The 11,565-nt window shown below is 67.5% G+C and carries 10 protein-coding genes; 3 read left to right on the top strand and 7 right to left on the bottom strand.

From position 1 onward, the window contains the following. Position 1: 1 nt before the first annotated feature. Positions 2-796 (top strand): indole-3-glycerol phosphate synthase TrpC, encoded by a 795-nt coding sequence (gene trpC, locus ACLD0W_RS01830; protein WP_410306795.1) that lies wholly within the window; start codon positions 2-4, stop codon positions 794-796. A 72-nt stretch (positions 797-868) separates the two neighbouring features. On the opposite strand, the gene crp is transcribed toward trpC, so the two are convergent. Continuing rightward, positions 869-1,498 (bottom strand): cAMP-activated global transcriptional regulator CRP, encoded by a 630-nt coding sequence (gene crp, locus ACLD0W_RS01825; RefSeq protein WP_138772954.1) that lies wholly within the window; start codon positions 1,496-1,498, stop codon positions 869-871. A 259-nt stretch (positions 1,499-1,757) separates the two neighbouring features. Between crp and ACLD0W_RS01820 the strand changes: the two genes are divergently transcribed. Further along, positions 1,758-2,180, top strand: a complete 423-nt coding sequence (locus ACLD0W_RS01820; RefSeq protein ID WP_410305808.1) for an OsmC family protein — start codon at positions 1,758-1,760, stop codon at positions 2,178-2,180. A 30-nt stretch (positions 2,181-2,210) separates the two neighbouring features. Continuing rightward, positions 2,211-3,014: an adenosylmethionine decarboxylase gene (gene speD, locus ACLD0W_RS01815; protein WP_138772952.1), complete on the top strand. Its 804-nt coding sequence runs from the start codon at positions 2,211-2,213 to the stop codon at positions 3,012-3,014. A 25-nt stretch (positions 3,015-3,039) separates the two neighbouring features. Here speD and coq7 read toward each other — a convergent pair whose 3' ends face one another. The 6 genes from coq7 to purH all read right to left on the bottom strand — a co-directional run bounded on the left by coq7 (position 3,040) and on the right by purH (position 11,497). After that, positions 3,040-3,690, bottom strand: coding sequence for a 2-polyprenyl-3-methyl-6-methoxy-1,4-benzoquinone monooxygenase (gene coq7 / locus ACLD0W_RS01810; protein WP_410305807.1), 651 nt, complete (start codon positions 3,688-3,690; stop codon positions 3,040-3,042). Positions 3,691-3,774: 84 nt separating this feature from the next. Beyond that, positions 3,775-6,477 carry a response regulator gene (locus ACLD0W_RS01805; protein ID WP_410305806.1) on the bottom strand — a complete coding sequence of 901 codons (2,703 nt, stop codon included), beginning with the start codon at positions 6,475-6,477 and terminating at the stop codon, positions 3,775-3,777. 37 nt (positions 6,478-6,514) lie between these two features. After that, positions 6,515-7,624, bottom strand: a complete 1,110-nt coding sequence (locus ACLD0W_RS01800; protein ID WP_410305805.1) for a cyclic nucleotide-binding domain-containing protein — start codon at positions 7,622-7,624, stop codon at positions 6,515-6,517. A 125-nt stretch (positions 7,625-7,749) separates the two neighbouring features. Then, entirely contained in the window at positions 7,750-8,496 is a 747-nt protein-coding gene (locus ACLD0W_RS01795) for a TSUP family transporter (protein WP_410305804.1), read from the bottom strand. A gap of 9 nt (positions 8,497-8,505) precedes the next feature. After that, entirely contained in the window at positions 8,506-9,792 is a 1,287-nt protein-coding gene (gene purD / locus ACLD0W_RS01790; protein ID WP_410305803.1) for a phosphoribosylamine--glycine ligase, read from the bottom strand. Positions 9,793-9,928: 136 nt separating this feature from the next. Continuing rightward, positions 9,929-11,497, bottom strand: coding sequence for a bifunctional phosphoribosylaminoimidazolecarboxamide formyltransferase/IMP cyclohydrolase (gene purH, locus ACLD0W_RS01785; RefSeq protein WP_410305802.1), 1,569 nt, complete (start codon positions 11,495-11,497; stop codon positions 9,929-9,931). Between the last annotated feature and the right edge of the window lie 68 nt (positions 11,498-11,565).

Here is an 11,565-nt window from a genome sequence, read left to right as displayed (position 1 = left end):
CATCATGAGTGAAACGATTCTGGACCGGATCATTGAACGCAAACGGGCGGAGATCCACGCCGGCCAGCAGCATTATACGATCGGCGATTTCGAGGCGATGGCGCGGAACCAGGGCAAGGCCAGGGGGTTCGCCGCGGCGCTGTACCGCAGTGTCGCCGAACGGCGGCCGGCGGTGATCGCCGAGATCAAGAAGGCGTCGCCGAGCAAGGGCGTGATCCGTGAGGATTTCGACCCGGTGGACATCGCCCGCCGCTATCAGGCCGCCGGCGCCAGCGCCCTGTCGGTGCTGACCGACGAGGAGTTCTTCCAGGGGCACGAGGACTACCTGCGCGCCGCCCGCAACGCGGTGACCCTGCCGGTGCTGCGCAAGGACTTCATGATCGACCCCTGGCAGATCTTCCAGAGCCGCGCCATGGGCGCGGACGCGGTGCTGCTGATCGTGGCGGCGCTGTCCGACGCCCAGCTCGACGAGCTCTACCACGCCGCCCAGCGGGCCGGCTGCGATGTGCTGGTGGAGGTGCATTCCGGGGAGGAGCTGGAGCGCGCCATGAAGCTGAATATCGAGCTGGTGGGCATCAACAACCGGGATCTGAAAACCTTCGAGACCCGCCTGGACACGACGCTGACCCTGGCCGAGCAGGTCCCCGGCGACCATCTGGTGATCACCGAGAGCGGCATCCACAGCCGTGAGGACGTACGGCTGATGCGTGCCAGCGGCATCAACGGCTTCCTGGTCGGTGAGGCCTTCATGAAGGCGGATGACCCGGGCGCCGCCCTCACGGCGTTGTTCTTCTAGCTTGTCGCTTCCCCGGTAACGAAAAAGCCCGCGTCAGCGGGCTTTTTCGTGGAGCGCCGGGGCGGGGCGCCGTCAGCGTGTGCCGTAGACCACCATGGTCTTGCCCTTCACCGACACCAGGCCCTGTTCTTCCAGGTTCTTGAGGACCCGGCCCACCATTTCCCGGGAACAGCCGACGATACGGCCGATCTCCTGGCGGGTGACCTTGATCTGCATGCCGTCCGGGTGGGTCATGGCGTCGGGCTGCTTGCACAGGTCCAGCAGGGTGCCCGCCACGCGACCGGTCACGTCCAGGAACGCCAGGTCGCCCACCTTGCGGGTGGTGGCGCGCAGGCGACCGGCGATCTGGGCGGACACCGCGAACAGAATATCGGCGTCCTCCCGGGTCAGCTGGCGGAACTTGGCGTAGCTGACCTCGGCCACCTCGCACTCGGTTTTCGCCTTGACCCAGGCGGAGCGGGACGGCTCGGCCTCGAACAACCCCATCTCACCGAAGAAATCCCCGGCGTTCAGGTAGGCCATGATCATCTCGCGGCCGTCGTCGTCCTCGATCATGACGGTGACGGAACCCTTCAGGATGTAATATAAGGCGTCCGATTCGTCGCCGGCGTAAATAATCGTGCTTTTGGCCGGGTATTTACGGCGGTGGCAATTGGCCAGAAACCGATCCAGATTGGGAATTATCTTATTTCCGTCGCTCATGGGAACTCTGCTTTGGCACTGCTTGATGGCTTTCAGGGCTTGGGGCCGAAAGCCGGAAAAAAGTCGTAGCAATTCAAGCTAAAGGAGTTTGCCTTTTTTTCACGTGGCTGCCAAGGGATGTGGTGCACACTCTGTATCTTCCCGTCTCCCCTCCCGACCGTCCTCAACGCCGCCCGGACGGGCGGTCGGACTATGGCGAAACGCCGCTCTGTGGTAGTCTGCGCGGCCATTCCGGGACGCTTTGAGCAGGAGAGAGCGGATGAAGGCGGTGGTCGAATGGCAGGGCGATGTCTGCTTCCAGGCGGAATCCGGCAGCGGGCACACAATCGTAATGGACGGTCCTCCGGACCACGGTGGCCAGAATCGGGGCGCGCGCCCCATGGAAACCGTGCTGATGGGCCTGGGCGGTTGTTCCAGCTTCGACGTGGTGCACATTCTCGGCAAGGCCCGGCAGGACGTGAGCGCCTGCCGTTGCGAACTCAGCGCGGAACGCGCCGAGGACGAGATCCCCGCCGTTTTTACCAAAATTCACCTGCACTTCGTGGTGTCCGGCAATAACCTCAAGGAAGCGCACGTCAAGCGCGCGGTGTCCTTGTCCGCGGAGAAGTACTGTTCCGCGACCATCATGCTCAGCCGTGGGGGTGTCGAGGTAACCCACAGCTATACCATCGAGTCCCGCTAACGCGGTAGCAACGGTCAACGGGGAAACGCCGTGGTGAAAGATCCCAATCCCAAGATTACGGTCCATGGTTTCAACAACCTGACCAAATCCCTGAGTTTCAATATCTTCGATATCGCCTACGCGAAGACCGAGCAGCACCGCAAGGAGTACATCGAATACATCGATGAGCTTTATAACGCGGAACGGCTCACCGAGATTCTCACCAATGTGACGCGCATCATCGGCGCCAACATCCTCAATATCGCCCGTCAGGATTACGATCCCCAGGGCGCCAGCGTGACCATGCTGATCGCCGAGCACGAGTCGCCGCCCACCGATGAGGACTGGGACGAGGAAGCGCCGGGGCCGCTGCCGGATTCGGTGGTGGCGCACTTGAACAAGAGCCACGTGACGGTGCATACCTATCCGGAGTCGCACCCGGACAATGGCATCTCCACCTTCCGGGTGGACGTGGACGTGTCCACCTGCGGGGTGATTTCACCGCTGCGCGCGCTCAATTACCTGATCCACAGCTTCGATTCGGACATCGTCACCATCGATTACCGGGTGCGCGGCATGACCCGCGACGTGGACGGCACCAAGCACTACATCGACCACGACATCAACTCGATCCAGAACTTCCTGACCGAGAGCACGCAGAACGCCTATCAGATGATCGACGTAAACGTGTACCAGGAGAACATCTTCCACACCAAGATGTTGCTCAAGGAGTTCGACATCGAGAACTACCTGTTCGGCGCCGGCAGCGACGAATTCGACGAGGCCGCCCTGGCCAACATCAAGGAGCGCCTGCGCACCGAGATGCTGGAGATCTTCTACAGCCGCAATATGTAGTGGTCGCAAGCTTCAAGCTACAGGCTCAGATTCGGTAGGTGGCGAAGGTCATCACCTTGCTCATCAGCGTCATGGCGCCGCGCACCGGCGGCGGCAGCGGGGCGCCGCCGGCGTCGCTGGCGGTGACCGCGTGCTTCAGCTCATCGGTGCGCATCTGCTCCAGAATGGCCCGGCTGCGGCGGTCCCGCAGGGGCAGCCGGCTCATATGATTCTCCAGGTGGCGCACCACCTGATTCTCCGTTTCCGCCACGAAACCCAGGCTCCAGCGGTCGCCGGCCAGGCCGGCGCCGGCGCCCAGGGTGTAGCTCATGGCATAGAAAATCGGGTTGAGGCGGCTGGGCACGCCGCCCAGTTCGCGGATGCGATCCTCGCACCAGGCCAGGTGATCCTCTTCCTCCCGGGCCGCTTCCTCCATGGCATGGCGCACATGGGGCAGGGTGGCGGTACTGGCCTGGCCCTGGTAGAGGCCCTGGGCGCACACCTCGCCGGTATGGTTGATGCGCATCAGCCCGGTGACGTGCCGCCGTTCGCCGTCGGACAGGGGGCCCTCGTCGCGGGCCTGATCGAGCCCGGGGGGCTGGCGCTCGGCGCGGGCGGAGCCCGGCGTCAGGGTGCGCAGGGCGCTGTCCACCCGGCTGAGCAGGCGGTCCAGGGGGGTTAGCTGTCGTTCGGTCATGACGGTCTCCGAAGCACGGTTGCGGGCATGCTAGCGCCAAAGGCCGCCGCCGTGAAGCGCCGGGCCGTCCGTCGTTGCGGTGGATCAAGCCGGGCCGGCGGGATCGTCCGTTCTCCCGGTGAAACGCACCAGCGCCTCCCGCAGCACGCTCATCTCCACCGGCTTGGGGATGTGGGCGTTCATGCCCGAGGCCAGGCTGCGCTCACGATGCTCGCGCAGGATATGGGCGGTCAGCGCCACGATCGGCACCGCCGGACGGCCGCTGCGCCGTTCGTGCTCGCGGATGCGGCGGGTGGCCTCGAAGCCGTCCATCACCGGCATTTCGCAGTCCATCAGAATCAGGTCGTAGCGGGTCCGTTCCGCCATCGCCACCGCCTCCTGGCCGTTGGCCGCCAGCTCCGGCGTCAGCCCCAGCTTGTGCAGCATGCCGCGGATCACCTTCTGGCTGAGCTTGTGGTCCTCCACCACCAGCAGCCGCAGGTGCGGGTCCGGCGCGGTTTGCGGGTCCCGGCGCGCCGGCGCCTTCAGGCCCAGTTCCTCGGCCAGGGCCTGCTTGAGCCGGGGCGCCGACACCGGTTTGGGCAGCACTCGGTGGATGCCGGCGTTGCGCGCTTCGTTGTCGTCCGGGGTGCTGTTCACGCCACTGAGCATGATCAGCACCGCCGGGTGGGTGATCACCGGGTCCTCGTGGATGCGCGCCGCCAGTTGCAGCCCGCTCATGCCCGGCATCAGCTGGTCCACCAGCACCACATCGTAGGGTTCGTGAATATTGGCCTGGGTGCGCAGGGAGGCCAGCGCTTCGCGGGGATCGTGGCTGGCGGTGACCCGCATGCCCCAGCTCAGCGCCAGATGGCGGATCACCCGGGTCACCGTGGAGGAATCGTCCACCACCAGCATGCTGCGGCCCTGCAGCAGCTGGTCGTCGGTGTCCGCCGGCGCGTGGCCCGGGTCCAGGGACGGCAGCGGCAGCACGAACCAGTAGCCCGGCTCCGCGCCGTGTTCGTCGCGGCGACCGTGGCGGCCGCCCATGGCGGTGATCAGTTGTTCGGCGATGACCCGATTGAGGCCGGCGCTGTCCCGGCGGCTGTCCTGCTCGCGCAGCCGCCGCAGGCTGCCGGCCCGCAGGGCGCTGCCGGCCAGCTCGAAGCGCACCAGGCCGGCCCGGCCGGTGGGTTCCAGGGAAATGTCGATGACCAGTTCGCCGGGCTGGGCGTGGCGGATCAGGGCGCCGATCAGGTTGGTGAGCACCTGGCGCAGCCGGCCGGCGTCGCCTTCCACCAGGGTCGGCACATTGGTGTGCACATGGGTGATCAGCTCCACCTGCTTCTCCTCGGCCCGCTCGCGGAACAGGTCCACCGCGTCCATCAGCAGGTCGTGGGTGTTGAGGGCCTCCCGGTCCAGCTCCACCTCCTGGTCGGCCAGCTGCGAGTATTCCAGCACGTTGTTGATGATCTTCAGCAAATTCTCGCCGGCGTTGCGGATGCCGCCCACGCACTCGCGCTGGTTCGGCGACAGGGGTGTGTCCTCGAGGATCTCGGCCATGCCGAGAATGCCGCTCAGCGGGGTGCGCACGTCGTGGCCCATGCGCGCCAGGGTTTCCCGGCGGGTGCGCTCCACCGCCTCCGCCACCGCCCGGTCGCGGCGTGCCTCGGCCACCAGCCGTTGCCGGCGTTGCAGTTGGATGCGCAGGCCCACCGCCTGCACCAGGGCCGCCAGGTTGACCGCGATCATCACGCTCAGCACCAGATCGAAGCCGCCGTCGGCGATGCCGAACATGGTCAGGCAGGCCAGCACCAGCGGGCTGGAGATCAGCAGGCTGGTGAAGAAATAAAGGCTGCCCTGGGGCGCCTCCCGGTGCCAGGCCTGGTAGGCCAGCATCACCAGCAAGGCCGCCGCCACCAGCGCCAGGCCGAAGGCCAGGCTCAGGCCGGTGACCACCGGCAGCCAGGGCGCCGCCAGCAGGCCCGCCACCGCCAGCCCGGCGACGCCCAGCAGCAGCCGGTGCAGCCAGGGGGCGTAGCGGCGGCTGTCGACGAAGGTGCGGCCGACCCCGCAGGCGCACAGGATCACCAGCATGATCGAGGCCACCTTCAGCGCCGGCAACGCCGGGCCCCAGAACCGGCTGTCGGCGAGCTGACCGGAGGCGAACAGCAGCAGCGCCACCATCGCCACCAGGAAGCCGGCGTGGTAGCCGTGGCTGGGGCCGCCGCGCAACAGCGCCACCAGCAGGTTGTAGAGCGCCAGGGTCAGCATCACCCCGAGCAGGACCCAATACAGCAGGTAGCGGGGATCGTTGTCCACGGCGCCGGCCAGGTCGGTCAGGCTCACCGAGTAGAGCATGCTGCCGCGGGGATTGACCCGCCAATAGAACACCCGGGTGCGCTGCGGCGGCAGGTCCACCAGGTACACCGGGTCGCGGTGCACGAAGCGCTCCGCGTCGGTGGCCGGCCGGTAGCCGTCGTCGCCGGGCACGAACAGGGTACTGTCGAAATAGTTGCGGGGTCCCAGCACCAGCGCGAAGCGGCCCGCCACCGGCAGGTCGTTGCGCACCGCCACGCGGATCCACCAGGGATGATCGCTGAGGCCCAGCCGCTCCACGAAGCGGGCGCCGGGGCGGAAATCGCCGTCGCGGGCGCCGGCGGCCAGGGCCTGCACGGTGAGGGTGCCGTCCGGGTCGGCCAGATACTCGGAATAAATGGTGATGCGGGCCTCGTCCAGCGGGCCGGCGATCACATAGGGGGGCGGCGTGCCGGCCCGGGCCAGGCCGGCGATCAGCAGGCACGACACCAGCAGCCAGCGAATTCGCGGCGATGGCCGCGCCGCGCTAGCGGGGCGCCATCGCCTCGGCGTGCTCTTGGTCCTGCTGCGTTGCCCTGTCGTCATGGTTTCCCCGATCCAGCACCAGGGCGTCCAGCCCCGCCTCGGAGAGGATATAGGCTCCCAGCTCACTGCGTCGACCTTCCGCGCACAGCACGTAGGTAAAGGCGCGCTCCAGGCGCCGGGCGCGCTGGCGCAGCTCGTGCAGGGGCAGGTTGCGGGCGCCGGGGATCATATCGTGGCGCGCTTCCATGGGCAGGCGCACGTCCACCAGCACCAGCGGCCGTTCCCCTTCCAGCACCAGGGTGTCCAACTGGTCCTCGCTGACGCGGCGGATCACCGAGCTCTGCAGCAGCGCCTGGAAGTCCGCCTTGTCCAGGCACATCAGTTCGCCGTCGCTGGTCATGGTGACGGTGGCGTTGCGCGGCTGGTCGCTGATCAGCGCGTCCTCGCCGAAGAAGCGCCCGGCGGACAGCGCCGCCAGCGGCTCGCTGCCGGCGGCGCCGGCGCGGGTGACCATGGCCTTGCCGCGTTTGATGACATAGAAGGTGTCGCCGGCGGCGCCTTCCTCGATCACCGTTTCACCGAGCTGCACCGGTCGCGGCTGGAACTTGACGAACAACGCGTGCAACTGCGCCGGCGGTACCTGGGCGAGCAGCCCGGAGGCGAGCAGGGCGTCCATCCAGTCGTGGTCGTCGGGGTGTTCATCGGGCAGCAGATCCGGGGCCTGGGTCCAGGCCATCAGCAGGTCCAGCTTGTCCCGGTCGATGCTGTACAGCACGGCGCTGTCGCGGGTGATGGCGTTGACCGTATGGCGCGGATAGTTGTCCAGCGCCAGATAGTTTTCGTCGTCGTCGGCGGCGAAGGCGCGCACCGTGTAGCCGGCGTCGATCAGATCCAGCTCGCCGTCGATCAGAAAGAACGCCTGGTCCGGCGTCTGGCCGCGTTTGAACAGCAGCCGCCCGGCGGGCAGGCGTTGCACCGTCACCTGATCGCGGATCTCGGCCAGATGCGATTCGCTCAGGCCGTCGAATGGAATGAACAGGCTCAGCCGGCTCATGTCGGCGCTGTCGCCGTCCGGGGACGGGAGGCGCGTGTCGGGCCCGGTGGCGCTCATGGAACTCCCCCTTTTTTTGTCGTTGCGGGCCGTCCCCCAGGGCGGCCAGCCTCCCACTGTAGGGGCTTTCGCGGCGCCACGCACGGGCCGGGGCCCGCCGGTGTGATGGAGTCGGCGCGAGGGCCCTACAGCAGCGCCAGCAGGGTCACGGCGGCGCCGCTGAGCATCAGCAGCAGGAACACGAAGCGGCGCATGGCGCGCTCGCCGAGCGGCGGCGGGTAGCGGCGGCCGAGCCAGGCCGCCAGCGCCACCACCGGCAGGCTCATCAGGCCGGTGCGCAGCACGTCGCCGGTCAGGTCGCCGCTGGCGGCGACCACGGTGAGGCGGCCCAGGGAGGTGAGTGAGAACAGCGCCACCAGGGTCAGGCGCAGGGTGGCCGCCGGCACCGGCTGGCGGTAAAACTGGTAGACCACCGGCGGGCCGCCGATGCTGAACAGGCCGCCGAAGAAGCCGCCCAGGGCGCCGGCACCGATGAACGCCGGGGCCGAGGAGAGGGTGTCACGCTGGTTGGGCCGGCGCGCCATCACCGCGCCGGCGGCGAAGATCAGGCCGCCCAGCAACAGGTGCAGCAGGTGCTCGGCGTTGCGGTCCAGGTAGCCCAGGGCGACCACGCCCAGGGCCATGGCCGGCAGGCCGCCGGCCAGGCTCAGGGCAATCAGGCGCCAGTTCACCTGGCGCAGACGGGGCAGCACCACCATGGAGCCGAGCAGCAGGTTCATGATGTTGAGCGCGGTGGCGGTGACCGGAATGGAGGCCACCTGGGTGAGGGTGACCACGGTAAGCACGAAGATGCCCAGGGCAAACCCGGTCACCGTCTGGATGTAGCAGCCGATCGCCACCGCCGCCAGGAACAGTGGGATCGACTCAGGCACGGTAGGGGGTCACGCCTGCTCCCGGGCCACCGCCCGGTAGCCGATGTCGGTGCGATGGTAGGCGCCACGCCAGGAAATCCGCGCCACGCCCTGATAGGCGTGCTTCTGGGCGTCGGCCACGCTGTCGCCCAGGGCGGTGACACACAGTACCCGGCCGCCGCTGGTGAGCACCTTGCCGTCGGTGCCACGGGTGCCGGCGTGGAACACCTTGACGGTGTCCGAGTCGGCGTCGTCCAGGCCATGGATTTCATCGCCCTTGTCGTAGCTGTCCGGGTAGCCGCCGGCGGCCATCACCACGCCCAGGGTGGGGCGCGGGTCCCAGTCCGCTTCCACCTGGTCCAGCGTGCCGTCCAGGGCCGCCAGGCACAGCGCCGCCAGATCGGAGCGCAGACGCATCATGATCGGCTGGGTTTCCGGATCGCCGAAGCGGCAGTTGTACTCGATCACCTTGGGCTGGCCGTCGCCGTCGATCATCAGACCGGCGTACAGGAAGCCGGTGTAGGGCATGCCCTCGGCGGCCATGCCGGCCACGGTGGGGCGGATCACCTGGTCCATGATGCGCTGATGCACCTGGTCGGTGACCACCGGCGCCGGGGAGTAGGCGCCCATGCCGCCGGTGTTGGGGCCGGTGTCGCCGTCGCCGACGCGCTTGTGATCCTGGCTGGTGGCCATGGGCAGGATGTGCTCGCCGTCCACCATGACGATAAAGCTGGCTTCCTCGCCGTCCAGGAACTCCTCCACCACCACCCGGTGGCCGGCGTCGCCGAACTTGTTGCCGTCCAGCATATCGCGCACCGCGTCCTCGGCCTCTTCCAGGGTCATCGCCACGATCACGCCCTTGCCGGCGGCCAGGCCGTCGGCCTTGATCACGATCGGCGCGCCCTGCTCGCGCACATAGGCGAGGGCTTCATCCATATCGGTGAAGTTGCCGTAGGCGGCGGTGGGGATGGCGTGGCGGGCCAGGAAATCCTTGGTGAAGGCCTTGGAGCCTTCCAGCTGGGCGGCGGCCTTGCCCGGGCCGAAGCACTTCAGGCCACGGCTCTGGAAGTAATCCACCAGCCCTTCCACCAGCGGCGCTTCCGGGCCGACGATGGTCAGCGCCACCCCTTCCCGTTCGGCCAGCTCCGCCAGGCCCTGCTGGTCGAGCACGTCCAGGGCCACGTTTTCCACCTTGGCCTCGCGGGCGGTGCCGGCGTTGCCCGGCGCCACCAGCACCTTCTCCACGGTGTCCGCCTGGGCCACTTTCCAGGCCAGTGCATGCTCGCGGCCACCGCCGCCGATAATCAGGACTTTCATGCTTCGATCCACCTCTGAACCGTTTCTCGGGGTGCTTTATGAGGGGCAGCCCCGGTCAGTTGAAAGTTAAAAGTTAAAAGTTGAAAGGGCACCCCGGTGAGGGTTTTAACTTTCTCCTTTCAACTTTCAACTGCTTTTAATGCCGGAAATGGCGCATGCCGGTGAACACCATCGCCATGTCCGCTTCGTCGGCGGCGGCGATCACTTCCTCGTCGCGGATCGAGCCGCCGGGCTGGATCACGCAGTGAATGCCGGTCTCGGCGGCGTTGTCGATGCCGTCGCGGAACGGGAAGAAGGCGTCGGAGGCCATCACCGAGCCCTTCACTTCCAGGCCCGCGTGCTCGGCCTTGATGGCGGCGATGCGCGCGGAATTGACGCGGCTCATCTGGCCGGCGCCGACGCCGATGGTCTGCCGGTTACGGGCGTAGACGATGGCGTTGGACTTGACGAACTTGGCCACCTTCCAGGCGAAGATCAGATCGTGCATCTCGGCTTCCGTGGGCGCCCGCTTGGTGACCACCTTCAGGTCGCCCTCGGTGATCATGCCCACGTCCCGGTCCTGCACCAGCAGGCCGCCGTTGACGCGCTTGTAGTCCAGGCCCCGGGCGGTGGGACCGTCGATCTCGCCGCACTCCAGCACGCGCACGTTTTTCTTGGCGGCGGTGATGGCCAGGGCCTCTTCGCTGACCCGCGGGGCGATGATCACCTCCACGAACTGGCGGTCGACGATGGCCTTGGCGGTGGCCGCGTCCAGTTCCCGGTTGAAGGCGATGATGCCGCCGAAGGCGGATTCCGGGTCGGTGGCGAAGGCCAGGTCGTAGGCGTGCTCGATGCCGTCCAGGCTGACCGCCACGCCGCAGGGGTTGGCGTGCTTGACGATCACACAGGCCGGTTTGGTGAACGACTTGACGCACTCCAGGGCGGCGTCGGTGTCGGCGATGTTGTTGTAGCTGAGCGCCTTGCCCTGCAGCTGCCGGGCGGTGGCGACGCTGGCGGAGGCCGGCTCGCGCTCCACGTAGAAGGCCGCTTTCTGGTGCGGGTTCTCGCCGTAGCGCATGTCCTGCGCCTTGCGGAAATTCAGATTGATGGTGCGCGGGAAGTCCTGGTTGTTCTCGCCCACCAGCTTGCCGAAGTGGTTGGCGATGGCGCTGTCGTAGGCGGCGGTGTGCTCGAACGCCTTGATCGCCAGGTCGAACCGCAGGCCGTCGGACAGGGCGCCCTGGTGGGCCTGCATGTCGTCCAGCACCCGGGCGTAGTCGGCGGCGTCGGTGACGATGCCCACATGGGCGTGGTTCTTGGCCGCCGAGCGCACCATGGTCGGGCCGCCGATGTCGATGTTCTCCACCGCCTCTTCCAGGCTGCAGTCGGGCCGCGCCACGGTGGCTTCGAAGGGATACAGGTTGACCACCACCAGGTCGATGCGCTGGATGCCGTTGTCCGCCATCACCCCGTCGTCCTGGCCGCGCCGACCGAGAATGCCGCCGTGCACCTTGGGATGCAGGGTCTTGACGCGGCCGTCCATCATTTCCGGGAAGCCGGTGTAGTCGGACACTTCGCGCACCGTGATGCCGGCGTCCCGGATGGCGCGGAAGGTGCCGCCGGTGGACAGCAGCTCGACGCCCTGGTCCGCCAGGGCGCGGGCGAAGTCGACGATGCCGGTTTTGTCGGAAACGCTGATCAGCGCGCGTTCAACGGCCTTGCTCATGGTTGTTCACCTTCGGTGTCACGCCGGCACGCCGGGGGCGGCGCGGGGCGCGCGTGCATTCATCGGGT

The organism is Alloalcanivorax sp. C16-1, assembly GCF_046507805.1.
In the GTDB taxonomy this organism is placed as follows: domain Bacteria; phylum Pseudomonadota; class Gammaproteobacteria; order Pseudomonadales; family Alcanivoracaceae; genus Alloalcanivorax.
This window is presented reverse-complemented; position numbering and strand designations above follow the sequence as displayed.

What these genes read in the sequence shown, in the direction of transcription:
- purD (WP_410305803.1), bottom strand. Translation starts at nt 9,792, where the DNA reads ATGAAAGTCCTGATTATCGGCGGCGGTGGCCGCGAGCATGCACTGGCC.
- crp (WP_138772954.1), bottom strand. Translation starts at nt 1,498, where the DNA reads ATGAGCGACGGAAATAAGATAATTCCCAATCTGGATCGGTTTCTGGCC.
- purH (WP_410305802.1), bottom strand. Translation starts at nt 11,497, where the DNA reads ATGAGCAAGGCCGTTGAACGCGCGCTGATCAGCGTTTCCGACAAAACC.
- coq7 (WP_410305807.1), bottom strand. Translation starts at nt 3,690, where the DNA reads ATGACCGAACGACAGCTAACCCCCCTGGACCGCCTGCTCAGCCGGGTG.
- ACLD0W_RS01800 (WP_410305805.1), bottom strand. Translation starts at nt 7,624, where the DNA reads ATGAGCGCCACCGGGCCCGACACGCGCCTCCCGTCCCCGGACGGCGAC.
- ACLD0W_RS01820 (WP_410305808.1), top strand. Translation starts at nt 1,758, where the DNA reads ATGAAGGCGGTGGTCGAATGGCAGGGCGATGTCTGCTTCCAGGCGGAA.